At 60.8% G+C, this 24,533-nt stretch carries 27 protein-coding genes; 15 read left to right on the top strand and 12 right to left on the bottom strand.

Features of this window, described 5'->3' with window-relative positions; all coding sequences use genetic code 11:
• The first annotated feature begins 75 nt into the window (after positions 1–75).
• Both ACXYL9_RS08300 and ACXYL9_RS08295 read left to right on the top strand, forming a co-directional pair.
• Positions 76–507, top strand: coding sequence for a PaaI family thioesterase (locus tag ACXYL9_RS08300; protein ID WP_459039113.1), 432 nt, complete (start codon positions 76–78; stop codon positions 505–507).
• Positions 504–1,625, top strand: coding sequence for an epoxide hydrolase family protein (locus tag ACXYL9_RS08295; RefSeq protein ID WP_459039112.1), 1,122 nt, complete (start codon positions 504–506; stop codon positions 1,623–1,625). Before ACXYL9_RS08300 ends, ACXYL9_RS08295 begins: the two co-directional genes overlap by 4 nt.
• Here ACXYL9_RS08295 and ACXYL9_RS08290 read toward each other — a convergent pair.
• The 6 genes from ACXYL9_RS08290 to miaA form a co-directional block, all read right to left on the bottom strand.
• On the bottom strand, positions 1,622–2,770 hold the full coding sequence (locus ACXYL9_RS08290) for an alpha-hydroxy acid oxidase (protein WP_459039111.1): 1,149 nt from the start codon (positions 2,768–2,770) through the stop codon (positions 1,622–1,624). The genes ACXYL9_RS08295 and ACXYL9_RS08290 overlap by 4 nt on opposite strands.
• Complete coding sequence (locus ACXYL9_RS08285; RefSeq protein ID WP_459039110.1) at positions 2,767–3,300, bottom strand: DUF4329 domain-containing protein; 534 nt, start codon at positions 3,298–3,300, stop codon at positions 2,767–2,769. The genes ACXYL9_RS08290 and ACXYL9_RS08285 overlap by 4 nt, the downstream gene beginning before the upstream one ends.
• Before the next feature lie 121 nt (positions 3,301–3,421).
• The gene (ilvC, locus tag ACXYL9_RS08280; protein WP_459039878.1) at positions 3,422–4,441 is read right to left on the bottom strand and encodes a ketol-acid reductoisomerase; all 1,020 of its coding nucleotides are present in this window, start codon (positions 4,439–4,441) and stop codon (positions 3,422–3,424) included.
• Positions 4,442–4,457: 16 nt separating this feature from the next.
• Positions 4,458–4,973 (bottom strand): acetolactate synthase small subunit, encoded by a 516-nt coding sequence (gene ilvN, locus ACXYL9_RS08275; RefSeq protein ID WP_459039109.1) that lies wholly within the window; start codon positions 4,971–4,973, stop codon positions 4,458–4,460.
• 10 nt (positions 4,974–4,983) lie between these two features.
• Positions 4,984–6,741 carry a biosynthetic-type acetolactate synthase large subunit gene (gene ilvB, locus ACXYL9_RS08270; protein ID WP_459039108.1) on the bottom strand — a complete coding sequence of 586 codons (1,758 nt, stop codon included), beginning with the start codon at positions 6,739–6,741 and terminating at the stop codon, positions 4,984–4,986.
• Between the two features lie 103 nt (positions 6,742–6,844).
• Entirely contained in the window at positions 6,845–7,792 is a 948-nt protein-coding gene (gene miaA / locus ACXYL9_RS08265; protein WP_459039107.1) for a tRNA (adenosine(37)-N6)-dimethylallyltransferase MiaA, read from the bottom strand.
• Between the two features lie 31 nt (positions 7,793–7,823).
• On the opposite strand from miaA, the gene serB reads away from it, so the two are divergent.
• Positions 7,824–8,651, top strand: a complete 828-nt coding sequence (gene serB / locus ACXYL9_RS08260) for a phosphoserine phosphatase SerB (RefSeq protein ID WP_459039106.1) — start codon at positions 7,824–7,826, stop codon at positions 8,649–8,651.
• Positions 8,652–8,748: 97 nt separating this feature from the next.
• Positions 8,749–9,585, top strand: a complete 837-nt coding sequence (locus ACXYL9_RS08255; protein ID WP_459039105.1) for a Coq4 family protein — start codon at positions 8,749–8,751, stop codon at positions 9,583–9,585.
• Here ACXYL9_RS08255 and ACXYL9_RS08250 read toward each other — a convergent pair.
• Positions 9,582–10,268 carry a nitroreductase family protein gene (locus ACXYL9_RS08250; protein WP_459039104.1) on the bottom strand — a complete coding sequence of 229 codons (687 nt, stop codon included), beginning with the start codon at positions 10,266–10,268 and terminating at the stop codon, positions 9,582–9,584. The two genes, ACXYL9_RS08255 and ACXYL9_RS08250, sit on opposite strands and share 4 nt — an antisense overlap.
• A 90-nt stretch (positions 10,269–10,358) precedes the next feature.
• Here ACXYL9_RS08250 and ACXYL9_RS08245 point away from each other — a divergent pair, with 90 nt between their 5' ends.
• Positions 10,359–11,141: a Coq4 family protein gene (locus ACXYL9_RS08245; protein ID WP_459039103.1), complete on the top strand. Its 783-nt coding sequence runs from the start codon at positions 10,359–10,361 to the stop codon at positions 11,139–11,141.
• On the opposite strand, the gene ACXYL9_RS08240 is transcribed toward ACXYL9_RS08245, so the two are convergent.
• The 5 genes from ACXYL9_RS08240 to ACXYL9_RS08220 are packed head-to-tail and all read right to left on the bottom strand — an operon-like array spanning position 11,138 to position 15,153.
• Entirely contained in the window at positions 11,138–11,548 is a 411-nt protein-coding gene (locus ACXYL9_RS08240) for a DUF3052 family protein (RefSeq protein WP_459039102.1), read from the bottom strand. The genes ACXYL9_RS08245 and ACXYL9_RS08240 overlap by 4 nt on opposite strands.
• Positions 11,542–11,904: a DUF6122 family protein gene (locus ACXYL9_RS08235; protein ID WP_459039101.1), complete on the bottom strand. Its 363-nt coding sequence runs from the start codon at positions 11,902–11,904 to the stop codon at positions 11,542–11,544. Before ACXYL9_RS08235 ends, ACXYL9_RS08240 begins: the two co-directional genes overlap by 7 nt.
• The gene (purL, locus tag ACXYL9_RS08230) at positions 11,889–14,066 is read right to left on the bottom strand and encodes a phosphoribosylformylglycinamidine synthase subunit PurL (protein ID WP_459039100.1); all 2,178 of its coding nucleotides are present in this window, start codon (positions 14,064–14,066) and stop codon (positions 11,889–11,891) included. The genes ACXYL9_RS08235 and purL overlap by 16 nt, the downstream gene beginning before the upstream one ends.
• Positions 14,067–14,077: 11 nt before the next feature.
• Positions 14,078–14,758 (bottom strand): hypothetical protein, encoded by a 681-nt coding sequence (locus ACXYL9_RS08225; protein WP_459039099.1) that lies wholly within the window; start codon positions 14,756–14,758, stop codon positions 14,078–14,080.
• Entirely contained in the window at positions 14,758–15,153 is a 396-nt protein-coding gene (locus ACXYL9_RS08220) for a DUF2177 family protein (protein WP_459039098.1), read from the bottom strand. Before ACXYL9_RS08220 ends, ACXYL9_RS08225 begins: the two co-directional genes overlap by 1 nt.
• 63 nt (positions 15,154–15,216) lie before the next feature.
• Between ACXYL9_RS08220 and ACXYL9_RS08215 the strand changes: the two genes are divergently transcribed.
• From ACXYL9_RS08215 to ACXYL9_RS08170, 10 genes are all read left to right on the top strand, one after another.
• Positions 15,217–15,480 carry an exodeoxyribonuclease VII small subunit gene (locus tag ACXYL9_RS08215; RefSeq protein WP_459039097.1) on the top strand — a complete coding sequence of 88 codons (264 nt, stop codon included), beginning with the start codon at positions 15,217–15,219 and terminating at the stop codon, positions 15,478–15,480.
• On the top strand, positions 15,473–16,390 hold the full coding sequence (locus ACXYL9_RS08210; protein WP_459039096.1) for a polyprenyl synthetase family protein: 918 nt from the start codon (positions 15,473–15,475) through the stop codon (positions 16,388–16,390). Before ACXYL9_RS08215 ends, ACXYL9_RS08210 begins: the two co-directional genes overlap by 8 nt.
• On the top strand, positions 16,390–16,902 hold the full coding sequence (coaD, locus tag ACXYL9_RS08205; RefSeq protein WP_459039095.1) for a pantetheine-phosphate adenylyltransferase: 513 nt from the start codon (positions 16,390–16,392) through the stop codon (positions 16,900–16,902). Before ACXYL9_RS08210 ends, coaD begins: the two co-directional genes overlap by 1 nt.
• Positions 16,903–16,983: 81 nt before the next feature.
• Positions 16,984–17,688, top strand: coding sequence for a peptidylprolyl isomerase (locus tag ACXYL9_RS08200; protein ID WP_459039094.1), 705 nt, complete (start codon positions 16,984–16,986; stop codon positions 17,686–17,688).
• A 52-nt stretch (positions 17,689–17,740) separates the two neighbouring features.
• The gene (gene queA / locus ACXYL9_RS08195; RefSeq protein ID WP_459039093.1) at positions 17,741–18,784 is read left to right on the top strand and encodes a tRNA preQ1(34) S-adenosylmethionine ribosyltransferase-isomerase QueA; all 1,044 of its coding nucleotides are present in this window, start codon (positions 17,741–17,743) and stop codon (positions 18,782–18,784) included.
• Positions 18,785–18,814: 30 nt separating this feature from the next.
• A complete protein-coding gene (locus tag ACXYL9_RS08190; protein ID WP_459039092.1) occupies positions 18,815–19,762 on the top strand; it encodes an ABC transporter ATP-binding protein in 948 nt (315 codons plus the stop codon).
• Positions 19,759–20,529, top strand: a complete 771-nt coding sequence (locus ACXYL9_RS08185; protein ID WP_459039091.1) for an ABC transporter permease — start codon at positions 19,759–19,761, stop codon at positions 20,527–20,529. Before ACXYL9_RS08190 ends, ACXYL9_RS08185 begins: the two co-directional genes overlap by 4 nt.
• A gap of 140 nt (positions 20,530–20,669) precedes the next feature.
• Positions 20,670–21,185, top strand: a complete 516-nt coding sequence (locus ACXYL9_RS08180; RefSeq protein WP_459039090.1) for a hypothetical protein — start codon at positions 20,670–20,672, stop codon at positions 21,183–21,185.
• A gap of 113 nt (positions 21,186–21,298) precedes the next feature.
• Positions 21,299–22,429: a tRNA guanosine(34) transglycosylase Tgt gene (tgt, locus tag ACXYL9_RS08175; RefSeq protein WP_459039089.1), complete on the top strand. Its 1,131-nt coding sequence runs from the start codon at positions 21,299–21,301 to the stop codon at positions 22,427–22,429.
• An 87-nt stretch (positions 22,430–22,516) separates the two neighbouring features.
• The gene (locus tag ACXYL9_RS08170) at positions 22,517–24,490 is read left to right on the top strand and encodes an alpha/beta hydrolase family protein (protein WP_459039088.1); all 1,974 of its coding nucleotides are present in this window, start codon (positions 22,517–22,519) and stop codon (positions 24,488–24,490) included.
• The last annotated feature ends 43 nt before the right edge of the window (positions 24,491–24,533 follow it).

Here is a 24,533-nt window from a genome sequence, read left to right as displayed (position 1 = left end):
GGGCCGCGAGGGGTTGTAAAGGCAAAGCTGCGCAGGCATCGCTGGCAATTATCTTTCAGTGCGAAAAGGTTGGCCATGTCGGAAACTCCCGAGAAACAACATCCGCTTTATGAGACGATGGGGCTTGTCCGGATTGTCAGCCTCGATCCGCGTGGGTTGGCGACTTTGGAATATGAGGCAAAACCGGCCATGTGTCACTCGGGCGGGGTGGTGCAAGGCGGCTTCATCTCGGGCTGGATCGATGCAGCCATGGCTCATGCTGCTATCGCCAAGAACGGCGATACGATCACGCCGATGTCGCTTGAACTCAAGGTCAGCTTCTTCGCGCCGGCGCGGCCTGGGCTGGTGATTGCCGAGGGATGGGTAGAACGGCACGGCAAGCGAACAAGCTTCTACGAGGGACACCTCAAGTCGCCCGACGGCACTGTGCTGGCCAAGGCCACCAGCACCATTTTGCTGGCCGATCGTAACCGGGTCGAAAAGGCTGCCAGAGATTCGCAAGCGTGAGCGCCATCCGGCCTTTCTCGCTCGACGTTCCGGAAGAGGAGCTGGATCGCCTGCATCGCAAGATAGACGATGCGCGGTGGCCGGAGAAGGAGCCGGTGAGGGACTGGTCACAGGGCACAAAACTGACGGTACTTGGGGACTTGGTTTCTTATTGGCGCAACGAATACGATTGGCGTGTGTGCGAAACGAAGCTCAACGGGTTTGGTCAGCATGTGACCCGGATCGACGGGCTCGACATCCATTTCCTGCACGTGCGGTCTTCGCAATCCGATGCCATGCCCATGGTTATGACGCATGGTTGGCCCGGCTCGGTACGCGAGTTCTTCGAAGTCATTCCCTTGCTGACCGAGCCTGCAGACGGCCCCGCGTTTCACCTGGTGATCCCCTCGCTTCCGGGTTTCGGATTCTCGGGCAAGCCGGACACGACGGGTTGGGGAGTAGAGAAGATTGCGCAGGTCTGGGCTATCCTGATGGAGCGGCTTGGTTACGAGAGCTGGCTTGCGCAAGGCGGCGACTGGGGGGCGGCAGTCACCACCGCGATTGGCGCGCAGGCACCGTCAGGGTGTCGGGGGATTCATCTCAACATGCCGATCGGGCGACCGGGGCCGGATGACCTGGCCAATCCTTCTCCCACGGAAGTACGCGCCTTGAAAGCACTTCGGTATTATCAGGACTGGGATTCAGGCTATTCCAAGCAGCAGAGCACGCGGCCTCAAACAATCGGTTATGGACTGATTGATTCACCGGTTGGGCTGGCTGCCTGGATACTCGAAAAGATGTGGGCCTGGACCGACAATGACGGCTCGCCTTTCGACGCGCTCGACCGTGATGCCATCCTTGACAACATAATGCTCTATTGGCTGCCCGCGACAGGCGCATCGGCGGCGCGGCTCTACTGGGAAAGCTTTGCCCGAATGAGCGAAGGAAAGGTTGCGCTGCCGACCGGGGTTAGCGCCTTTCCCAAGGAAATCCTTCCCGCGTCACGTAATTGGGCCGGACGCAGATATACCGATATCGTCTATTGGAACGAGCTGCCCAGGGGTGGTCACTTCGCCGCATGGGAGCAGCCGGACTTGTTCGCCCGGGAATTGCAGTCCTGCTTCACGCTGATGCGTTAACGCCAGCGCAGGCGATCCGAGGTCAACTGGTCGACAGAGGTCACGCCCATTAGCCGCATCCCGCGCTCGATCTCGTCCTGCAAGATGCCAAGCGCCCTCTCCACGCCAAGCTGACCTGCTGCTGCCAAGGCATATAGATACAACCGCCCGCCGCTGGCCGCAGTCGCGCCTGCGCTCAATGCCTTCAATACATGCGTGCCGCGCCGGACCCCGCCATCGCAGATGATCTCGATTTCGCCGCCAACCGCGTCGACAATCTCGCGCAACTGATCGAAGGGCGCGCGGCTGCCGTCGAGCTGCCTGCCGCCATGATTTGAGATCATGATGGCGTCGGCCCCGATCTCCACAGCACGGCGGGCATCGGCAGCGCTCATCACACCCTTGAGGCAGAAGGTTCCGCCCCAATCCTGCCGGATCTGCGCGGCCGTGTCCCAGTCCATCGCTGTGTCGAGCATGGTATTGAAATAATCCGCGATGCTGACCGCGCGGCTCGACCCTTCGCCGACATGGCCATCGAGATTGGGGAGGCGAAAACGCTCGCGGAGCAGGTAGTCGAGCGTCCAGCGCGGTCTCGTGGCATAACTCCACAAGGCGCTGGGAGTGAAACGGGGGGGAGTGGTGAAACCGCTGCGTAGACACCGCTCGCGCTTGCCGGAAACAATGGTGTCCACGGTCAGGGCCAAAGCATCGTAACCGGAATCCTGGCAGCGCTCGATCATCGATGCGTTGAGGCCGGTGTCCTTGTGAACGTAGAGCTGGAACAGCTTGGGGCCATCGGTCAGCGCGGCGATCTCCTCGATACTGCGTGTCGCGAGGCTGGAAATGCCGAACCACAGGCCGAACTTTTCCGCCGCCTTCGCCACGGCGGTCTCGCCCTGCCAGTGAAAGGCGCGCTGGACTGCAGTTGGACTGAGCATGAGCGGCAGCGCGCTGCGGCGCCCCATGATCGTGCAGCCGGTGTCTATTTTTGCCACCCCGGCGAGGACGTCCGGGACGAGGTCGGCCTGGGCAAAAGCATCGGTATTACGCGCCTTGGTCAGCTCGTCATCGGCTGCCCCGTCAATATAGTCGAACACCGGCCAGGGCAGGCGCCGTTTTGCGAGCCGCCGGAAATCTTCGATATTGTGGCAGTCGGAAAGTCTCACTCCCAGTTTCCTTGCCGCTCTTCCAGTTCCCGCAGCGTATAGCGGGGCGCAGGCGGGTTTTGCCGGTCGGGCCGGTAGGCGGGATCCTGCGCTATGCACTTCTCCCCACACGCCTGGCTGGCGACCTTGGTCTCCCAATCGGTGTACCAGATCCGTCCACCCGGAGTAGCGACGAAACCATCGATCTGCTCGTCGATATCGGCCTGCAAATCCTGCACTGAAGGCACTTCGCTGTCATATTCTTCGCTGAATGTGCCGTGGGTGTGGAAAGTTGCCACGGCAAATTTACCGCGCGGCAGGACCCACGGTAGATCACAGTCCGCCTCGCGGCCTTCGGATATCGTCGATACGCTGAGACTGCCGGTCTCGTCTTCCAGCAGCAAGCCGCACAGCTCCTTGCCCGAGGCAAAGGATCGACCCTGCATATCGTTCAACGCCTGCTTGGCAAACCGGGCGATCTCTTGCGGGGCGGCAATGGGTTCGCGCCCACTGTTGGGGTTTTCTCGCGCGCGGATCGCAGCGTTGAGCACCAGCGCCACCCAGATTGCAGCGCAGGCGGCGAGGGCAATTATGTTAAAGCGTGGATTTCCCGTTGCGGGTCGGTTTGGCGCGGCTCGACACACTTGTCGAGCCGCAAGCACCAATCGCTGGTCAGTTGCGTTCCTTGTCCACCAGCTTGTTCTTGCCGATCCACGGCATCATGCCGCGAAGGCGCGCGCCGGTCTGCTCGATCGGGTGGGCCTCGGCTGCTTTGCGGCTCGCTTTCAATTCAGGCTGGCCAGCGCGGTTGTCGAGCACGAAGTCCTTGACGAAGCGGCCTGACTGAATGTCTGCGAGCACGCGCTTCATTTCGGCCTTGGTCTCATCAGTGATGATGCGCGGCCCGGTCTTGATATCCCCATATTCTGCCGTGTTGCTTATCGAGTAACGCATGTTGGCGATGCCGCCTTCATACAGCAGGTCGACGATCAGCTTGGTTTCGTGAAGGCATTCGAAATAGGCCATTTCGGGCGCGTAACCGGCTTCGGTCAAAGTCTCGAAGCCAGCCTGGATCAGGTGGGTGATCCCGCCGCACAGGACAGCCTGTTCGCCGAACAGGTCGGTCTCGCACTCTTCCTTGAAATCGGTCTCAATGATCCCGCTGCGGCCGCCGCCGACGCCGCTGGCATAGGCGAGCGCGATATCGTGCGCAGCGCCGCTATTGTCTTGGTGGACCGCGATCAGGCACGGCACGCCGCCGCCCTTCTGGTATTCGCCGCGCACGGTATGGCCAGGGCCCTTGGGCGCAATCATGATGACGTCGATATCGGCCGGCGGCTCGATCAGGCCGAAATGAATGTTGAGCCCGTGGGCAAAGGCGAGTGCGCTGCCCGGCTTTAGACGGCCTGCCAGATCGTCTTCCCAGATGGCGGCCTGATGCTCATCGGGCGCCAATACCATCAGGATATCGGCCCACTCGGCCGCATCCCGATTGGTCATCACCTTGAAGCCCGCGTCCTGAGCCTTCTTTGCCGTGGTCGAGCCTTCACGAAGGGCAATGGCGACATTTTGCATGCCGCTGTCGCGCAGGTTCTGAGCATGGGCGTGGCCCTGGCTGCCATAGCCGAGCACGGCAATCTTCTTGTCCTTGATCAGGCCCAGATCAGCATCGGCGTCGTAGTAAACTTTCATCATTAACCCTTTGTATTTAAACCGCTTCGGCACCACGCATCATGCCGACAATGCCTGTCCGGCCAACTTCGACCAGTCCGAGTTCGCGCATCAGTGCAACGAAGCTCTCGACCTTGTCGGGTGGGCCAGTAATCTCGAAAATAAAGCTCTCGGTCGTGGTATCGACCGGGCGGGCGCGAAAAATATCGGCCAGCCTCAGGGCCTCGACCCGTTTCTCGCCAGTGCCCGAAACCTTCACCAGCGCCAGTTCGCGTTCGACATGGGGACCAGCCTCGGTCAGATCGACGACGCGGTGAACCGGCACAAGTCGTTCGAGTTGGGCATGGATCTGGTCGATGATCGCTGGGGGACCGTTGGTAACGACGGTGATCCGGCTAACGGCATGGTCTTCGGTGATATCGGCGACTGTGAGGCTGTCGATATTATAGCCGCGCGCGGTGAACAGGCCGGTGATCTTGGCCAGGATACCCGGCTCGTTATCAACCGTTATGGCCAATACGTGGCGCTCGGCATCGGCTTGGGTGATTTTCATGGCGGGGTTCCTACACCAGTGCCTTGGCTTCGTCGTCCATCGTGCCTTCCACGGTATCGCCATAAAGCAGCATTTCGGTATGCGCCGCGCCGCTGGGGATCATCGGGAAGCAATTGGCATCCTTGGAGACGCGGCAATCGACCACGACCGGCCCGTCTGCGGCCAGCATCGCTTTAATCCCGGCATCGAGCCCCGCTTCGTCGTCGATCCTGATGCCGGTCCAACCGTAGCTTTCTGCCAGCTTCACGAAATCGGGAAGACTGTCGGAATAGCTGTTTGAGTAGCGACTGGCGTATGTCAGCTCCTGCCACTGGCGCACCATGCCCATATACTCGTTGTTGAGGATGAATATCTTGACTGGCAGGCGGTACTGGCTGGCGGTGCCGAGCTCCTGGATATTCATCTGGATCGAAGCTTCACCGGCAATGTCGATCACCAGCGCACCGGGATTGCCGAGTTGCGCGCCGATTGCGGCGGGAAGGCCATAACCCATCGTGCCGAGGCCTCCGCTGGTCAGCCATTTGTTGGGCGCGAAGAAATGGAAATACTGCGCCGCCCACATCTGGTGTTGGCCGACCTCGGTGGTGATGATCGGGTCGCGGTCCTTGGTCAGTTCATACAACCGTTCAACGGCTTTTTGCGGCATCAGATCGTTGGTCTTTTCGGGATAGGCGAGGCTTTCGCGTGCGCGCCAACCGGTGATGCGCGCCTTCCATTCGCCCATGTCCTGGGCCTTTCGATCACCCCACGCGGCGATCATCTGTTCCAGTACCGTGCCGCAATCCCCGACTATGCCGAGGTCGACCGGCACCACCTTGTTGATCTGCGCGCGGTCGATATCGATGTGGATCTTCTTGGCATCAGGCGCAAAGGCATCGAGTCGACCGGTCACGCGATCATCGAAACGCGAGCCGACGGCAACGATCAAATCGGCCTTGTTCATCGTCATGTTGGCTTCGAAGGTGCCATGCATGCCGAGCATTCCCAGCCAGTCGGGATGATCGGCCGGAAAGGCGCCCAAACCCATCAGTGTGGAAGTCAGCGGAGCGCCGGTCAGCGATTGCAACTGGCGCAACGCCTCACTTGCCTGCGGACCGGAATTGATGACCCCGCCGCCGGTATAGAAAACCGGCCTTTTCGCCAATGCCAACATTTCAACCGCTTGGGCGATCTCCTCGGCATCGCCGACAGTCCGAGGTTGGTAGCGGGTCGATGCCAACGGCACAGCCTTCGCAGCCGCATCGGCGTCAGCCATCGCGATCTGCACATCCTTGGGGATATCAACCAGCACCGGTCCCGGTCGGCCACTGGTGGCAATGCGAAACGCCTCGGTGATGGTTGCGGCGAGCTTGTTTGGATCCTTCACGAGGTAATTGTGCTTGGTGCAGTGACGGGTGATGCCGACAGTATCAGCTTCCTGAAAGGCATCGGTGCCGATCAGCGCTGTGGGCACTTGCCCGGTGATGACCACCAGCGGGATTGAATCCATATAGGCATCGGCAATACCGGTAACCGCATTGGTCGCGCCGGGCCCACTGGTCACCAGTACCACGCCGGGTTTGCCAGTGCTGCGGGCATAGCCTTCGGCCGCATGGGCCGCGCCGGCTTCATGACGGACGAGGATGTGGCGGATGCGGTTATCGTCGAACAGCGTGTCATAAATCGGCAAGACCGCCCCACCAGGATAGCCGAATACGAATTCCACGCCCTCACGCACGAGACAGTCGACGAGGATCGCCGCACCGCTGCGTTCGCCTGAGGTCGTCATGTTGTTCTCCGTCAAAAATTGGGCCCGACGTTTACAAAGAAACGTCGAGCCCGAGGGGATTGTCCACCCCCTTCGTAGGAGTCCGTTTATGTCCTGTCAAACGCTATTCGCGTAATATTCCTTCAAGAAGACTATCAATCGAGAAATTTTGGCTTTCAAACCGAACCCAGTTGGCGGGCGGCTGATTGCGGAACCAGGTATACTGCCTCTTGGCATAGTTGCGGGTGGCCTGCTTACCTGCAGCGGTCATGTCTTGGCGGGTAATCGAACCATCGATCCAGGACGCGATTTCGGCTACGCCGATGGCGCGCATGACCGGCAGCGAAGTATCAAGATTCCGCGCAAGCAGGGCTTCGACCTCGGCCACCGCCCCTGCTTCAAGCATCAGTTCGAAGCGTTGTTCACACCGGCCATAGAGCCACTCGCGATCAGGCAGCAGAATGGCGGCGTTAAGCGAGACCTCTTCACCTATTCCGCCTTCCTTGCGCGCCTGCCAATGGCTCTGCGTCCGACCCGTCGAGCGGACAATTTCCAGCGCCCGCGCTGTCCGTGCGCGATCAGCAGGAGCCAAGCGTGCGGCGGCTTCTGCATCTTCACTTTCGAGCGCAGCGCGCGCTTCGGTCTGGTCCAGTGCGCGCACTTCGGCACGAATATCCGGGTCGATCGGAGGGATGGGGGCAATCCCTTCGAGCAAGGTTCGCATGTAGAGCCCCGTACCGCCGACAAGGATTGGAACCGCGTCGTCCGCATGGGCTGCTTCGATTTCGACCTTTGCACGTATTGCCCAATCGGCGGCAGAGCAGGTCTCGCTCCCATCCCAGGCGAGATAAAGCCTGTGCGGATGCCGGGCCATGTCGCCTGGCTCCGGAGCTGCCGACAGGATCGGGATGTCGCGATAGACCTGCATACTGTCGGCATTGACGATCACGGCATTCTTGTCGCGCTGCGCCAAGGCATCGGCCAGCCTGAGCGCCAATCCGCTCTTGCCGCTGGCGGTCGGCCCTGCGATGAGCCCGAGCGGCCCGCCAACCGGAGAATCTGTCTTGCTCATTGCCCGCCTGATAGCAGACGCCGACGCACTGTTGAGCAATATCGAAACACTCAAGGGATCGCTGTCCGCAGAAGGCATGCCCATCGAGGCGTCGGCCGAACCGGTCGCACACGGCGTGCTGGTGGAAGTGCGCACCATGGGCAGCAAGCGCCGGGTACTACGCGCTGCAATTGAGCGCGCCTTTCCGCGGTGCGACGGCTTGATTGCGCAGGACGATATCCGCGTGCCGGGACTGTTCGTATCGGACATGGATTCGACCATGATTGGCCAGGAATGCATCGACGAACTGGCGGGTTTCGCCGGGCTCAAGGACAGGGTTGCTGCGATCACCGAGCGCGCCATGCAGGGCGAGCTCGACTTCGAAAATGCGCTGCGCGAGCGGGTCAGATTGCTCGAAGGATTGGCCGAGACCGCCATCGGTCAGTGCTTGGCGGAGCGCATAAGCCCCAATCCCGGCGCACAGGAACTGGTCGAGACACTGAAGTCAGTGGGATGCCGGACTGTGCTGGTGACTGGTGGTTTCCACCATTTCGCCGATCCAGTGGCTGAGCAAATCGGGTTCGATCTTGTCGTGGGCAATCGCCTGGCCGTCGCAGAGGGAAAGCTGACCGGCGGGCTTGACGGACCAATAGTCGACAGCTCGAAAAAGAAAGCCGTGCTCGACGAGGAGTTGGGGAGGCTTCCTGCAGGCACTGCCAGTGCAGCGGCCGGGGATGGCGCCAACGACATCCCGATGATCGAGGCGGCCACCTATGGCATTGCCTATCGTGCCAAGCCCAAGGCTCGAGCCGCGGCCAATTGCTGGATCGACCGTGGTGACCTGACATCGATCCTGACGTTGCTGGGTATTTCAAGATAGGAGTGAGCGGAACCCGGATGCTGTTTGGCGCATTCATCCTATGTTGACATCGATGTCAGTACTACAATGCTTTGAAACTCCATCGAAGTAGGTTTGCATGAACGATACCATCCGCGCCTTTCCGCCAGAAATGCAGGTCGATATCGGGTGCGACGGCATGCTTTTCCGTCATCCCGACAGGCCGCAGCCCCGGCGTGATATTCGTGCCGCCTTCCGGCATTTTCGTGAATTGCTGAAAGACAAGGAAGACACGTCGCATGTCTTCAAGATCTTCGAAGCACTGCCGTCGAAAGAGTTCCTTCCCAAGGCGCGCGCTTTTTCATTGAGCCGCCAGGGCGAACGGATCCGCGAAAGCGAACCGTTTCTCCCCGACATCCTCGACGACCACGAAGCCTTGCGCGAATTTCCCGTGGGCTCGGTAGCGCAGGAATATTGTGATTTCATGGAAGCCGAGGGACTGACCGCCGCTGGCCTGGTCGAAGAGGGCGAGCGCGCATGGCCAGACCGGCCAGCTTATGGCGATTTGGTCGATTGGTATGCCTGTCGTCGGCGCGATACGCATGACCTGTTGCACGTCCTTACCGGATACGGCCGGGATGCACTGGGCGAACAGTGCGTGCTGGCGTTCACCTATGGCCAAAACGGGGGCATTGCGCACCTCTTCATCGCATATCTCGGTGCGCTCAACGTGCGCATGGGTACCAAATCTTCGGCGCCAGTGCTTCGCGCCGTCCGGCAGGCGCAACGGATGGGGTCATGCGCGCCTACGCTTTGCGAAATGCCGATCAGGCAATTGCTCGCTATGCAATTGAGTGAAGCGCGCGCCTTGATGAATATTGGTGAACCAACCGAATATCATCGCGCCCATGCTATCTGGCAGGCGCAGGGGGTTGATCCCTACGACCTACTCGGCAAGGGCGGCGCTGCGGCCTAGAGCCAGCTCGCGATCTGGCTAAGCGGCTTCTTGCGCAGCGCGTGGACAGGGACGCGCGCATCATCTGCCGGAATCCCGGCCACTACGATCATCAATGGTTTCTCGTGGTCCGGGCGGCCACATAATTGGCGCAGGAAACCCATCGGGGACGGGGTATGGGTGAGCGTGGCGATGCCTGCTCCGTGCAGGGTTGCGAGCAGCATTCCGCAGGCGATGCCGACGCTTTCATTGACGTAGTAGTTCTGGGTTGTGCCATCTTCCTCGAACCCACCCTTGCGTTGGGCGAACACCACGATCAGCCACGGCGCTTCTTCGAGAAACGGTTTGTCCTCGTCGGTTCCGATCGGCGCCAGTGCGGCGAGCCAGTCCTCGCTCGCTTTGGGCCGGTCTCCGTCCGCCCCATAGAAGCGGCGCTCCTCCTCCTCGGCAGCTTGGCGTATCGCGCGCTTTTTCTCGGGCGAGGATACGACCGCGAAATGCCAAGGCTGGTGATTTGCTCCGTTGGGCGCGCCGCCAGCAGCCAGAATGGCCTGTTCGATAATTTCGCGCGGGACCGGCGTATCGGAAAAATAGCGACAGCTCCGGCGGGTAGAAAGCTTTTCGCGCATGGCGGTCGCGCGGGCGATGCGCTCGGAGTCAGAAAGGTCAGGAAGGGCGTAGGGAATCGTGTCAGGCTGGTTCATTCGCGTAGCTATGCCTTGGTAGAGGGTCGATGAAAAGCAACGCTAAGCAGTCATATTGACATCGATGTAAGTAGAGAGCATCCTCTCGGCATGCTCGCTCACCGACCCCTTGTGCATCCCGACCGGCAGACCATCCGCTTTCGGCCGCTCAAGGCGTGGCGCCATTTCCGCAAGCTGGTGGCCGACAAGGAAGACACCGCGCAGGTATTCCACATCATCGAAGCGACCAAGAGCCGCAAGAGCCACCGCGAGGCGTGGAAATTCATCCAGTCGCCGGAAGGACAGCGCTTGCTCGGGGAAGCGGTCGATATTCCCACCGTTCTCGACGATCACGATCGCTGGGCAGATTGCGGGCCGAACAGCGTCGCGCAGAACTATATCCGGTTCATGAAGCGCGAGGGACTTTCAGCTGCCGGCCTGGTGGCGGAATCACATCGCTGGTTACCGCCTGAGAAGCGCCTAACGGATTTGACCGAATGGTATTTCGAGCGGCTCCGCGACACGCATGACCTGTTCCACGTACTGACCGGCTATGGCCGCGATGCTCTTGGCGAACAGGCGCTGCTCGGTTTCAGCTACGAACAGAACCACAACCCGGGGATCCTGTTCATTGCCTATGCCGGCGCGCGCGAGATCCGCAAGGCCACCGGCACCCGTGCGCCGCTCTATGCTGCAGTCAAGGAAGGTCGCAAGCTCGGCCGTGCGGCGCAGAAGCTGGCGCATATGGATGTCGAGCAGGTCATGCGTGAAGATATTGACAAGGCCCGCGAACGGCTCGGCATCGGACAGCCGGTTGTCTATCGCGAATGCTTGGAGATTCTCGAGGCAGAGGGTCACTTTGGCCAGGACCTGCTGACCCCGAAAGCCGCCTAGCGGTCGGCTTTGGGAATCACGAATTTGAGGGCCGACCAGGTATCGTCCACGGCGCATTTCTTGGTATCAATGAACCCGGCAGCAAGCCCGATACGCTGGACCTCGTCCTGGTCGAGTTCTGTTTCGCTGGCCGACCCCTTCTTGGGCCAACTGACCCAGACCTGCCCGTCACTGGCAATCTGCTGGCGAAGGCTGCCGAGCCTTTCCTCCAAAGCCTTCGCATCGGTCACGAAAATATGCGCTGCGTCCAGACCTTCCGCCGGATCTCCGACAAAGGTCAATTCGAGCGCATATTCGCCAATTTCGTCCTGAATGCTTTCGGGCATGGCTTCGAACCAGCACCGCTGGCCGTCACGCAGATTGAGCTTCTTTGCCAGCGGCGTATCGGAATATCCTGCGGTCACCATGGTCCTTCCTGCATGAGACAATCGCCCCAGTCGACGGCGAGGTGCCAAAGCGCTCCGACAGCCAGCGCACGCGCCCACCACTTGGGGATGACCAACAATAGCACGTAGAACCCACCGGCATAGATCGTGTGCAGCGGGTGGAAGCCGATGCTGCACCGCCCGGGATCGAAGATGGGATTGGCCAGCAAATGGTCGAGATCGATCAAATTGGCCGCCAGGATCACGAGGCCGGCGCGCTGCCAGTTCTCGCGCCATAACAGCCAGGCGATTGCAAAGGGCACAACGATGTGGCCGCCATAATGCAGCATGGGCTGCAAGATCGCCGTCGCGCTGCCGTTGATCAGGCTTCCATCCATTCGCGGAAGAAACCGGCATGGGCTTCGCGCAGATCGTCAAGCGATACCGCGCTGCTGCCGATCGAGAGCCTGTCACCGCCCACGGTGCCGATCTTCTCGAACGGCACCTCGGCGCGGTCGAGGTCCGCTTCATTGCGATAGGTCACGAGATAGCGTGCCTGGCTTTCATTGAAGGCGAACTCGCTGGTCATCGCGTCCACCGTCGCGCCGATTCCGCCGGCCAGCGCCATTTCGGCAAGCGCCACGGCAATGCCACCGTCGCTGATATCATGCACCGCAGTCACCTTGCCCTCGGCGATGAGCTTGCGGATGATGGCTCCGTTTAGCTTCTCGTCTTCGAGATCGACCCGCGGCGGGGCGCCCGCCTCCTGCCCATGCAATTCGCGCAGCCACAGCGACTGGCCCATGTCCGGGTAATGCGGGCCGATGGCAGCGATGAATTCGCCTTTCGCCTTGAAGCCCATCGTCATCATGTAATCGTAATCGTCGATCAGGCCGACACCTCCAATTGCTGGTGTCGGCAGGATGGCCGAGCCTCCGCCAGTCGCCTTGCTCTCGTTATAAAGCGAGACATTGCCGCTCACGACGGGGAAGTCGAGCGCGCGACAGGCATCGCCCATGCCGCGGAGCGCCTCGACGAACTGGGTCATGATTTCAGGTCGCTGAGGATTGGCGAAATTGAGGCAGTTGGTCACCGCCAGTGGTCGCGCACCCACAGCGCACAAATTGCGAAAGGCCTCGGCAATGGCCTGTTTGCCGCCTTCATAGGGGTCGGCGTAGACATAGCGCGGGGTGCAGTCGGTGCTGATTGCCAGCGCCTTCTTGGTCCCGTGTACCCGAACGACGCCAGCATCGCCGCCCGTCTGAAGGGTGTCGGCGCCCACCTGGCTGTCATATTGCTCGGCAATCCAGCGCCGCGACGCAAGGTCGGGGGTGGCTATCAGCTTGAGCAGGTCGCCACAGATATCGTTGCTTTTCGGCACTTCACCGAGCGGTGCGACCTTGGCCCAGGCCTGGTACTCCTCGCTCGAAAGGGTCGGTCGTTCGTACAGCGGTGCCTCGTCGGCAAGCGGGCCGAGCGGAATGTCGCACACTTCTTTGCCATCGAATTCGAGCACCATCCGCTGGGTATCGGTCACTTCGCCGATAACGGCGAAATCCAGTTCCCACTTGCGGAAGATTTTCTCGGCCATTGCTTCCTTGCCGGGCTTGAGCACCATGAGCATCCGCTCCTGGCTCTCGCTCAGCATCATTTCATAGGGCGTCATGCCATCTTCACGGCACGGCACCATGTTCATGTCGAGCCGGATGCCGGTCTTGCCGTTGGTGGCCATTTCCACGCTGGAGGATGTCAGGCCTGCTGCACCCATGTCCTGGATCGCCACGATCGCATCGGTTGCCATCAATTCGAGACATGCCTCGATCAGCAGCTTTTCGGTGAAGGGGTCGCCCACCTGGACGGTAGGACGCTTGGCGTCGCTGTCCTCGGCGAAATCGGTAGAGGCCATGGTCGCGCCGTGGATCCCGTCGCGCCCGGTCTTGGAGCCGACATAGACGATCGGGTTGCCCACGCCGGTGGCGGCCGAATAAAAGATCTTGTCCGCATCCGCGACGCCCACAGTCATCGCGTTGACGAGGATGTTCCCGTCGTAAGCGCGGTGGAAGTTGGTTTCTCCGCAAACGGTCGGCACGCCAACGCAATTGCCATATCCGCCGATGCCCGCGACCACGCCCTGCACAAGATGCTTCATCTTGGGATGTTCAGGACGGCCAAAGCGCAATGCATTGGCGTTCGCCACGGGCCGTGCGCCCATAGTGAAGACATCGCGCAAGATGCCGCCAACGCCAGTCGCCGCGCCCTGGTACGGCTCGATATAGCTAGGGTGGTTGTGGCTCTCCATCTTGAAAATGGCTGCCTGGCCATCACCGATGTCGATAACGCCAGCGTTCTCACCCGGGCCGCAAATCACCCAGGGCGCCTCGGTCGGCAGCTTCTTGAGGTGGATGCGCGAGGATTTGTAGGAGCAATGCTCGCTCCACATGACCGAGAAAATCCCCAATTCCACGAGGTTGGGCTCGCGGCCCAGCGCGTGAAGGATGGTCTCGTATTCTTGCGATGACAGGCCGTGCGACTCGACGACCTCGGGAGTGATCTCGGACATAGCCAGCGCCCTTAGCGGCGGACGGTGGCAACCGCTAGCCCGTGCTCCCGTTTATGCCATCGTGTCGATCCGACCCATGCCGCGATTAGCGTCGGGATTCCGAAGCCGAGGAACGCCATAAGCGGGAAGGCGATGGAGTATTGCTCCGGCTCGGGCGCCAGCCAGTTGAACGCCTGCAGGGCGAGCAGGACCAACAGAAGGATATAGGCCGGCGCAATCGGGCCCTTGGTCGATCGCACGTAAAGTGCAAATGCGCCGACAGTCAGGAGCAGCTCGAGCGGAATGGCGATCGCGGGCACATTCCACAGGCCGAGACCGACGAAAGGTGCCGCACCGTCGATGGTCAGGTCTGGGCGATGCACCAGCCAGTCGATGAACCAATGCGACACCACAACCAGCGCGCCGATGGATGCCAGGATGACGTCACGACGCCACCACCAAAGAAACAGACCGAACAGCAGCGCGAACACTCCCGACCCGACCAGGCTGTGCGTGAATGGCATGTGATAGAGGTCCAGTGCGTTCATCGCCGTTATGCCCGGCGTCATGCGCATGTGCTCAACGCCGACCAGGAGGAAACCCATGAAGGCCCAGTCGACCAACTGCGCTGCTACAAACAGTGTGCCGAGCCTGGGTGCCCGCGGCGCCGCGGCTGCTGCAAGAAAAGCTGGGGCCCAGTGGCCAATGAACATCAGGCAAATCGCCCCGTGATCCATGTTGCGGCAGCGGCGGCCGCGCCGGTGGCAAAGGCGCCCCAGGCTATATCCGCCATGGTGACGTGCACTGGCCAGACTTTCAAGGTCGCCTGATTGGTCAGGCCCCAAGTTCCATATGCCAGCGCGCCAAGCAGCGCGCCGTTAAGCGCCGCTGTCCCGATGCCGGACTGCAATCCCGGTCGGACAGCAAAATAGACCATTCCGGCGACATAAAAGACATAGAACACGCCCGCAGGGATCGCGCGAAAATCGTCGGCCATGATCTCGCCGATGTTGGGCCGGTAGAAATTGTTCCCTGCCCAGCCAAGCCAGATGGCATCGAGAATTCCGAAAACGAGCGCAGCAGCGATGTAGGCGATAATCCAGGTCATATTGTTTCCCCCTGTCGGCTCGCCGCTTGACCAGCGCAAGGGGCGCGGCCAATGCTGCACAGCATGGTTGAGGGACAAACCGCCGGAGCGGCGAATATATCCGAAATGAGCTTCGAAGACGCGCTCAGAGCGCTGGAGAAGGTCGTGCGCGATCTCGAGGGCGGCGAAGTGCCGCTCGACGAATCGATTGCATTGTATGAGCGCGGTGAGGAACTGCGTCGCCATTGCCAGGCCCGTCTCGACGCGGCGCAGGCGCGTATCGAAGCTATCGTTCAGGACTCGCAGGGTCAGGCCAGCAGCACGAAGCCGTTCGATTCCGATGGGTGAATTCAGCCTTGTCGACAGCGACGGGGCGATGCTCGATGCGGCGCTGACCCGGATCGCACGCGATATCGATGCTGTCTTCGACGCCCTGCTTCCCGTCCCTGACGATACCAGGGCGCCCTTGGTCGAGGCGATGCGCTATGCAGCCATGAACGGCGGCAAGCGGGTTAGGCCGTTGTTGCTGGTCACCACGGCGGAAATGCTGGGCGTGGCACGCGATCCGGCGTTACGTGCGGCCTGTGCGGTGGAATCGATCCATGTCTATTCGCTGATCCACGACGATCTGCCGTGCATGGATGATGACGATGTGCGGCGTGGCAAGCCGACGACTCACCGCCGCTTTGACGAGGCGACAGCGGTGCTGGCTGGTGATTCGCTGCACGCATTGGCGTTCGAGATCCTGACAGCGGAAGAGACCACCTCAGACCCATTCACCCAGGCCGAACTTGTCCGATGCCTCGCGACTGCAAGCGGCATGAGCGGCATGGCCGGCGGGCAAATGATGGACATGGTTGCCGAAAGCAGCAGCTATGACCTGCGCGATATCACTCGCCTCCAACAGCTCAAGACCGGCGCCTTGCTTGCTGCGTCGGTCGAAATGGGAGCCATTCTTGCCCGGATGCCTCCTGAAGGGCGTGCCAGCCTGCGAGCCTACTCCCGCGATATCGGCCTTGCTTTTCAGATCGCCGACGACCTGCTCGATGCGACCGGTGACGAGGCGGCTGCCGGCAAGGCGTTGCGCAAGGATGATGAGCAGGGCAAGCAGACCTTCGTTAGCCTGATGGGGGTCGATGGCGCTCGCGCCCAGGCCGAAGCATTGGTTAACCAGGCCGTGGGGCACCTCGCCCCCTTCGGCCATGACGCAGCGGTGCTGCGGGCACTGGCGCGCTATATCGTCGAGAGGGACAGGTAATGCAGGAACGCGTCGGAGTGTATCCAGGGACATTCGATCCCATCACCCGTGGTCACCGAGATATCATCCGGCGAGGTGCAAAGCTGGTCGATACACTGATCATTGGAGTCACCACCAATCCGTCCAAGGACCCCATGTTCACGCCGGAAGAACGCATGGAGATGGTCACCAACGAACTGGCCGAAATGGGCATCGACAACACGAAAGTGGTCGGCTTCGATGCCCTGTTGATGAAGTTCGCTCGCGTGCAGAATGCCAATGTGATCATTCGCGGCCTGCGAGCGGTCGCGGACTTCGAATACGAATACCAGATGGCGGGGATGAACCAGCAGATAGACAATGAGATCGAGACCGTCTTCCTGATGGCGGACGTATCTCTGCAGCCGATCGCTTCGAAGCTGGTCAAGGAAATCGCCCTGTATGGTGGCGATATCGCACCCTTCGTTAGCCCGGCTGTAAGACAGCAGGTGGAATCGCGGGTGCAGGAAATCGGCCCTCGCGGCGATTACTGAGTTATCGGTGCCTATTCATTGCAGTGACAGAGGGGCGCGGTTATGGGGCCTCCAACACTTTTCAAACATTGCGGAACCTTCATGATCAAACGCTTCATTGCAGCTACGGCTATCGCGGCGCTCGCGACCACTCCACTGGGGGCGCAAGACGCGACGCCCACGACAGAAGCGGCCGTGGAAAGCGAAGCCGAGGCGCCGGCGCGCCTGCCGCTGTCCTATGCCAAGATCAATTACAATCTGAACGAGGAGCGCGAGAACATCCTGCTGCTCGATCTCTCGACCGGCGAGCGGGTGGCCATTCGCCTGATGCCGGACTGGGCACCCAACCATGTCGAACGGATCAAGACGTTGACGCGGCAGGGATTCTACGACGGGATCATTTTCCACCGCGTAATCGAAGGCTTCATGGCGCAGACCGGCGATCCGACCGGCACCGGGCAGGGCGGATCCTCCCTGCCGGACCTCGAGGAAGAGTTCAATCCGATGCCGCATGTGCGTGGCACGGTTTCCATGGCGCGCGCGCAATCCGAAGACAGCGCCAATAGCCAGTTCTTCATCGTGTTCTATCCGCGTTTCGCGCTCGACAAACGCTACACCAATTTCGGCCGCGTGATCGGCAACATGGCTGCAGTCGATGCCATTGCCCGCGGTGAACCACCTGCCAATCCCAGCCGGATCGTGCAGGCATCGATCGCATCCGACAACAAACCGGTACCGCGGCGGGCTCCCGCTCCGGTTGAGCAGGAAGTGACTGCGGACGAGCTGAACGCGCCGATCGGCCAATAGGCTTTTGCGATTGCGGGTCGACGCTCGGCGGCGTGGAGGCTAACCGCGCGTCATGCGCGTTGACCTGTTCGATTTTGACCTTCCCCAAGACCTGATAGCGCTGCGTCCGGCAACGCCGCGGGACGCCGCACGCCTGCTCGTGGCCAAGGGCGAGGCGCCGATCAGCGACGCTCAAGTGCTCGACCTGCCGCAGCAATTGCGCCGTGGAGACGTGCTGGTTTTCAATGATACCAGGGTCATCCCCGCGCAATTGACCGGCAAGCGGGGCGAAGCGACAATCGGCGCCACGCTGCACAAGCGGGTGGACTTGCGGCGCTGGCAAGCCTTCATCCGCAATGCCAAGCGCTTGCGGGTCGGCGAGCGGATCGATTTCGGTGCCGGGGTCACGGCACTGGCCGAAGAGCGTTGGGACGATGGCAGCTTTACCCTTGCATTTGCCGGTAATGAGCCTGTCGAAGTGCTGCTTGAACGCGCGGGAACCATGCCGCTTCCGCCCTATATCGCCGGCAAGCGTCCCACCGACGAGCGGGACCGTGAGGATTACCAGACACTGTTCGCCCGCGAGGATGGAGCTGTGGCTGCGCCGACCGCTGCTCTGCATTTCACCCCGCGGCTGATCGAAGCGCTCGACGCAGCAGGTGTCGCGCGCGAGACGTTGACGCTGCATGTTGGGGCGGGGACATTCCTGCCGGTCAAGGCCGAGGATACCGACCAGCACCAGATGCACTCCGAATGGGGCCGGATCGAAAAAGACGTGGCGGACAGGCTGAATGCCACGCGTTCGGCAGGTGGCCGTATCATCGCAGTCGGCACCACCAGCCTGCGCCTGCTCGAGAGCGCGACCAGTGAGGATGGCATCATCCGGCCCTTCGCGGGCGACACGGATATCTTTATCACGCCAGGCTATCGTTTCCGGGCAGTCGATGGGCTGATGACCAATTTTCACCTGCCCAAATCGACCCTCATCATGCTGGTCAGCGCGCTCATGGGCCGCGAACGGGTGATGGAAATCTATGCCCACGCGATCGCCAATGGCTACCGCTTCTACTCCTATGGCGATTCCTCGCTGTTAATCCCGGCACGGGAAGCTAAGTAGCCCATTGCAACCAGTGGGGCGAACGCACGCATGACGGATTCTATCCTTGAGATTGAAGGGCTGACCAAGGTCTATCCGGGCGGACTCAAGGCGCTGGACAATGTCGATCTCTCCATTCGCAAAGGTGAGATTTTTGCCCTCCTGGGTCCAAACGGTGCTGGCAAGACGACGCTGATCGGTGCGGTCTGTGGACTGGTGCGGCCGAGCTCGGGCACGATCCGCGCGTTTGGCGATGACCTGGCGAAAAACTGGCGCAGCGCTCGTAGCCGGATCGGCCTGGTGCCGCAGGAATTGTCGACCGACATGTTCGAACCGGTCAAGCGGGCGGTGGAATATTCGCGCGGCCTGTTCGGGCTCGCGCCAGACCCCGACCGGATCGAGGAACTGCTCCGCACACTCGAGTTATGGGACAAGCGCGACGAGCGCATCATGGCCCTGTCGGGCGGAATGAAACGCCGCCTTCTGATCGCCAAGGCGCTTTCGCACGAACCTGACCTGCTGTTCCTCGACGAACCAACCGCCGGGGTCGACGTCGAATTGCGCAAGGGCATGTGGAAGCTGATCGACCGGATGCGGGCCAATGGCACCACGATCATCCTCACCACTCACTACATCGACGAGGCCGAGGAAATGGCCGATCGGGTCGGCGTAATCCGGCAAGGGCGTATCCTGATGGTCGATGACAAGGCCGCAATGATGAAGCGGCTTGGCCGGACCGAGGCGGTCATTTCGCTGGCGCAGCCGATGAAGGCGCTGCCCGACATGGTTCAGGGATTCAACGTCGCGCTGGAACGGGGGGGGCAAGACCTCTGTTACCGCGGCGGCGACGGAAGCGGCAAGGGCCGCGCAGAAGTGGCGGAAATCACCAGGCTGCTGGCCACCAATGGCATTGGCTATACTGGCATTGATATCCGTGACAGCTCGCTGGAGGATATCTTCGTCAACCTGGTCGAACAGAGCGGGGAGGGCGCAGAATGAGCGTTTTTAACCCCCGCAGCACCTGGGCGATCTACAAGCGCGAAGTATTTCGCGCGTTGCGCACAGCCTTCCAGTCGATCCTGGCGCCAGTGCTTACCACCAGCCTCTACTTCATCGTCTTTGGCGGCGCGATCGGTAGCCGCATGGGCGAGATCGACGGCATATCCTATGGCGCCTTCATCGTTCCGGGACTGTTGCTGCTCACGCTGCTGAGCGAGAGCACGTCAAATGCCAGCTTCGGCATTTACATGCCGCGCTTCACCGGCACGATCTACGAGTTGTTGTCAGCGCCAGTGGGAGTGGCTGAAACGTTGGTGGGGTTCGTCGGCGCGGCAATCACCAAGTCGTTGATCCTCACCAGCATCATCCTGCTCACCGCGAGCCTGTTCGTCGATTATTCGATCACCCATCCATTCTACGCTTTCGGGTTTATCTTGTTGGTAACGGCCAGTTTCAGCCTGTTCGGCTTCATTCTCGGGATTTGGGCCGACGGGTTCGAGAAACTTGGCATCATCCCACAGTTGATCCTGTTGCCGCTGACCTTCCTCGGCGGGACATTCTATTCGATCCAGATGCTGCCGGAACCGTGGCAGACGCTCGCGCTGTTCAACCCCATCGTCTACCTCGTCAATGGCCTGCGCTGGACATTCTATGGCACTGCAGACCTGTCAATCGGCCTCTCGCTGGGCCTGACTCTGGTCTTCCTGACAGTTTGCGTCGTCGTTATTGCCTTTATCTTCAAGACGGGCTGGCGCCTGCGCGAATAGACCCTGTTGCTACAATGCAACAAAATTGCCGCGCCGTTAGTCATTCAGGTTTGTTTGAACGCGCCATTCATTGCAGCGACAGCGGCCTGACACCATCTGTTCGCTCATCCAGCTTCTGGATTGAATGAAGGAACATTCTCATGAAGATCAAACTTCTCTCCGCAGTTGCTGCAACTGCGATCTTCGCTACCCCGGCTCTTGCACAAAACCCGGCCGCTTCGGTCGAACCTTATGTCGGTGCTTCGATCGGTTACCACGATATCGGTGTTGGCGTGCCTGACGACGACGGCATGATCTACGGTGTCGTAGGCGGAGTCGATTTTAACGCTGGTGACACGTTCTTCATCGGTGCCGAAGGCAACTACCACCTCGGCGACGGCGTGATCGACAGCGAATACGGTATTGCCGCACGCGCTGGCATCAAGGCCGGCGGATCGAAGTTCTACGTCAAGGGCGGTTACCAGGAAGTCGATTTCGACCTCGTGCGTATCGCTGGTCCGGCTGCTGCCGGTCTCGATGATACCGACGGTGACTACATCGTCGGCGTCGGCGCCGACATCGGCCTCCCGGGTGATGCCATCAAGCTGCGTCTTGCAGCCGATACGATTGCTTTCGATTCGACGCGTCTGACCGCAGGCGTGCTTTTCTCGTTCTGATCGAACGACTGGCAAAATCTGAGGACGGGGTCGGCACCGCGCCGACCCCGTTTTCTTTTGTCCGCACACAACTGGGTGACAGGCCCCTATCCCGCCGCTAGTCGACACCGCGCATGACCACCCGTTTCGCCTTTTCCATCCACGCAACCGACGGCGCTGCGCGTAGCGGCACCATCACAATGCAGCGCGGTGAAATCCGCACGCCTGCGTTCATGCCGGTAGGAACCGCTGCCACTGTAAAGGCCATGAAGCCCGAAGCCGTGCGCAGCGCGGGTGCCGACATTATCCTCGGTAATACCTACCACCTCATGCTGCGCCCGGGGGCCGAACGGGTCGCCCGACTTGGCGGGCTACACAGATTCATGAATTGGCAGCGTCCGATCCTGACGGATAGTGGTGGCTACCAGGTGATGAGCCTGTCGGATTTGCGCAAGCTGACCGAAGAAGGTGTGGAATTTCGCAGCCATCTCGATGGCTCCAAGCACATGCTTACCCCCGAACGGTCGATGGAGATCCAGCGCCTGCTCGGGTCGGACATCGTGATGGCATTCGATGAATGTCCACGCGCTGACCAGCCCCGTGATGTCATCGCGCAGAGCATGGAACTGTCGATGCGCTGGGCCAAGCGCAGCCGCGACGGATTCGATAGCGGCGAAGAACATGCCTCGCGCAGCGCCTTGTTCGGCATCCAGCAGGGCGCGCTCGACAAGGACCTGCGCCAGATCAGCGCCGAGAAACTGACCGAGATCGGCTTCGACGGCTACGCCATCGGCGGCCTGGCCGTGGGCGAGGGTCAGGACGCCATGTTCGCAACGCTCGATTTCGCGCCTGGGCAGCTCCCCTCAGATCGGCCGCGCTACCTCATGGGGGTTGGCAAACCCGACGATTTGGTCGGCGCAGTCGAGCGCGGGGTCGACATGTTCGATTGCGTGCTGCCGAGCCGATCGGGCCGCAACGGGCAGGCGTTCACCTGGAACGGCCCGCTCAACCTACGAAACGCCCGTTTTGCCGAGGACCAGGAGCCGCTCGACAGCCGCTGCAAATGCCCAACTTGCGCCACCTACAGCCGCGCCTATTTGCACCATCTGGTCAAATCCCAAGAAATCCTCGGCGCGATGCTGATGACCGAACACAATATCGGCTTCTACCAACAGTTGATGCAGGCCATGCGCGACGCGATTGGTGAAGGACGCTTTGCAAGTTTCGCCGCCGATTTCCGGCGAGATTACTTGGGTTCGGGATAAAGTCGCTTTTCCCCCTTCTCAAACAAAAGCAGCAGTTTAGAAGTTATTGCAGTGCTTGATTTGGGTTGGGGGTCTATCATGCGTTTGATGACGTCGCTTGCCGCGATTGCGGCGGCTGTATTTGCAATGCCGGCAGCGGCACAATCACTGGCGGAAGATGCTGCGGCATTCGGTGCGCGCCGTTCGGTTGAAGATATCTCGATCTCGCCTTCAGGCGACAAGATCCTTTATGTCCAACCCGGCAGCCAGGCCGACGAAACGATTTACGTGGTCGACCTGGTCAATGGGGGGGCTCCTACCCCCATCATAACCATGAACGAGGCGAAAGCGCGGCTCAGCTGGTGCCAGTGGGCAACCGATGATCGGATCGTTTGTGAAGTATTCGGCATGGCCGACACCAATGGCATGCTGCTCGGGTTTACGCGGATTATCTCGATCAGCGCCGATGGGACCAATACCGAGATGTTGAGCCCTTCGACCAGTCACAAGACCATGGGTGTTCTGCAGAACGGCGGCGAAGTGCTGGCGCTGGAGTCCGAAGGCGCGCCGGGCAAGATCCTGATGACCAGGCGTTATATCAAGGAACGCTGCGCCAAGACCCGCCTGTGCAACGACAAGGAAGGGCTCGGCGTCGACGCAGTCGACATCGAGAGCGGTAGCGCCCGAACGGTCGAGGATGCGGCGCTTCGGGCTGTGACCTATATCGCAGACGAAACAGGTCGGGTGCGCATCATGCTGGCATCCGATTCCGCGGCCAGCGGCTATGATGGTAGCGACTACCGCTACCTTTATCGTCGCAAGGGTTCGTCCAAGTGGTACCCGTTGTCTAGCGTCGATGCCGGCGGCCCTTTGACTGTCGGCTTTCAACCGCTGGCAATCGATAGCGCCAAGGACGTGGTCTACGGTCTCGATCATAAGAACGGTAACACGGCCCTGTTCACGTTCGCACTCGACGGATCGGACACCATGACCGAGGTCTTGGCCCTGGACGGCGTCGATGTCGACGGGGTCTCTCAGATTGGGCGGCAACGCCGCGTGGTTGGTGCCAATTTCGCCACCGAGCGGGCCTATACGCGCTATTTCGACCCCGAGCTCGACGCGCTTGCCAGTGCCTTCGCCAAGGCCTTGCCCGGCACGCCGCAGATCACCATTGCCGATGCCAGCGCGGACGAGAACGAGCTCATCCTGATCGCATCGAGCGATACCGACCCCGGCAGGGCGTATCTGTTCGAAAAGGACACGCGCTCGCTCAGCGAGTTGCTGTCCTTGCGGGTCCCGCTGGACGGACGCGCAATGGGCGAGATGAAGCCGATCAGCTTTCCGGCCGCCGACGGGACGCAGATCCCCGGTTATCTCACCCTGCCTCCTGGTAGCGATGGCAAGAACCTGCCTGCGATCGTCATGCCGCATGGCGGGCCGGGGTCGCGCGACGTATGGGGCTTCGACTGGCTCGTGCAGTTCTTCGCTGCTCGCGGCTATGCCGTGCTCCAGCCCAATTACCGCGGCTCGGCAGGGTTTGGAAGCGACTGGTTTGGCAAGAACGGCTTCCAGCAATGGGACGCGGCAATTTCCGACGTCAATGACGGGGCGCGCTGGCTGATTGCTCAGAGCATTGCCAATCCGGCCAAGCTGGCGGGCGTCGGCTGGTCTTACGGCGGCTATGCCACGCTCCAGTCTCAGGTCGTCGATCCCACGCTGTTCAAGGCGGTGGTGGCCATCGCGCCGGTTACCGATCTCAACCTGCTGAAGGAGGAGAACCGGCGCTACACCAGTTACACTGCCCATGACCGGATGATTGGTAGCGGGCCCCATGTCGAAGCCGGTTCACCGGCGCGCCATGCCGCCAAGTTCCAGGCACCGGTCTTGCTGGTGCATGGTTCGATGGACCAGAACACCACCATCGCGCAGTCGAAGCTGATGGAAGGCCGGCTCACGGCGGCAGGCAAAAAAGTGGACTTCCTCAAGTTCGACGGACTCGACCATTACCTGCTGCACAGCCAGGCGCGCGGCATCATGCTCAAGCGTATCGGCGAATTTCTCGAAACCAATCTGGGCAAGTGAAACGAAAAAGGGCGGCCACGACGGGCCGCCCTTTCGAATTCGT

The organism is Qipengyuania sp. CAU 1752, from assembly GCF_054482615.1.
This window is presented reverse-complemented; position numbering and strand designations above follow the sequence as displayed.

Coding starts and splice junctions, on each gene's coding strand:
- ACXYL9_RS08215 (WP_459039097.1), top strand. CDS start 15,217: ATGGTTGAGGGACAAACCGCCGGAGCGGCGAATATATCCGAAATGAGC.
- ACXYL9_RS08220 (WP_459039098.1), bottom strand. CDS start 15,153: ATGACCTGGATTATCGCCTACATCGCTGCTGCGCTCGTTTTCGGAATT.
- ACXYL9_RS08185 (WP_459039091.1), top strand. CDS start 19,759: ATGAGCGTTTTTAACCCCCGCAGCACCTGGGCGATCTACAAGCGCGAA.
- ACXYL9_RS08225 (WP_459039099.1), bottom strand. CDS start 14,758: ATGTTCATTGGCCACTGGGCCCCAGCTTTTCTTGCAGCAGCCGCGGCG.
- miaA (WP_459039107.1), bottom strand. CDS start 7,792: ATGAGCAAGACAGATTCTCCGGTTGGCGGGCCGCTCGGGCTCATCGCA.
- ACXYL9_RS08180 (WP_459039090.1), top strand. CDS start 20,670: ATGAAGATCAAACTTCTCTCCGCAGTTGCTGCAACTGCGATCTTCGCT.
- ilvB (WP_459039108.1), bottom strand. CDS start 6,741: ATGACGACCTCAGGCGAACGCAGCGGTGCGGCGATCCTCGTCGACTGT.
- ACXYL9_RS08210 (WP_459039096.1), top strand. CDS start 15,473: ATGGGTGAATTCAGCCTTGTCGACAGCGACGGGGCGATGCTCGATGCG.
- ilvC (WP_459039878.1), bottom strand. CDS start 4,441: ATGAAAGTTTACTACGACGCCGATGCTGATCTGGGCCTGATCAAGGAC.
- ACXYL9_RS08255 (WP_459039105.1), top strand. CDS start 8,749: ATGAACGATACCATCCGCGCCTTTCCGCCAGAAATGCAGGTCGATATC.
- coaD (WP_459039095.1), top strand. CDS start 16,390: ATGCAGGAACGCGTCGGAGTGTATCCAGGGACATTCGATCCCATCACC.
- ACXYL9_RS08300 (WP_459039113.1), top strand. CDS start 76: ATGTCGGAAACTCCCGAGAAACAACATCCGCTTTATGAGACGATGGGG.
- ilvN (WP_459039109.1), bottom strand. CDS start 4,973: ATGAAAATCACCCAAGCCGATGCCGAGCGCCACGTATTGGCCATAACG.
- ACXYL9_RS08245 (WP_459039103.1), top strand. CDS start 10,359: ATGCTCGCTCACCGACCCCTTGTGCATCCCGACCGGCAGACCATCCGC.
- ACXYL9_RS08170 (WP_459039088.1), top strand. CDS start 22,517: ATGACGTCGCTTGCCGCGATTGCGGCGGCTGTATTTGCAATGCCGGCA.
- ACXYL9_RS08190 (WP_459039092.1), top strand. CDS start 18,815: ATGACGGATTCTATCCTTGAGATTGAAGGGCTGACCAAGGTCTATCCG.
- tgt (WP_459039089.1), top strand. CDS start 21,299: ATGACCACCCGTTTCGCCTTTTCCATCCACGCAACCGACGGCGCTGCG.
- queA (WP_459039093.1), top strand. CDS start 17,741: ATGCGCGTTGACCTGTTCGATTTTGACCTTCCCCAAGACCTGATAGCG.
- ACXYL9_RS08250 (WP_459039104.1), bottom strand. CDS start 10,268: ATGAACCAGCCTGACACGATTCCCTACGCCCTTCCTGACCTTTCTGAC.
- purL (WP_459039100.1), bottom strand. CDS start 14,066: ATGTCCGAGATCACTCCCGAGGTCGTCGAGTCGCACGGCCTGTCATCG.
- ACXYL9_RS08235 (WP_459039101.1), bottom strand. CDS start 11,904: ATGGATGGAAGCCTGATCAACGGCAGCGCGACGGCGATCTTGCAGCCC.
- ACXYL9_RS08200 (WP_459039094.1), top strand. CDS start 16,984: ATGATCAAACGCTTCATTGCAGCTACGGCTATCGCGGCGCTCGCGACC.
- ACXYL9_RS08240 (WP_459039102.1), bottom strand. CDS start 11,548: ATGGTGACCGCAGGATATTCCGATACGCCGCTGGCAAAGAAGCTCAAT.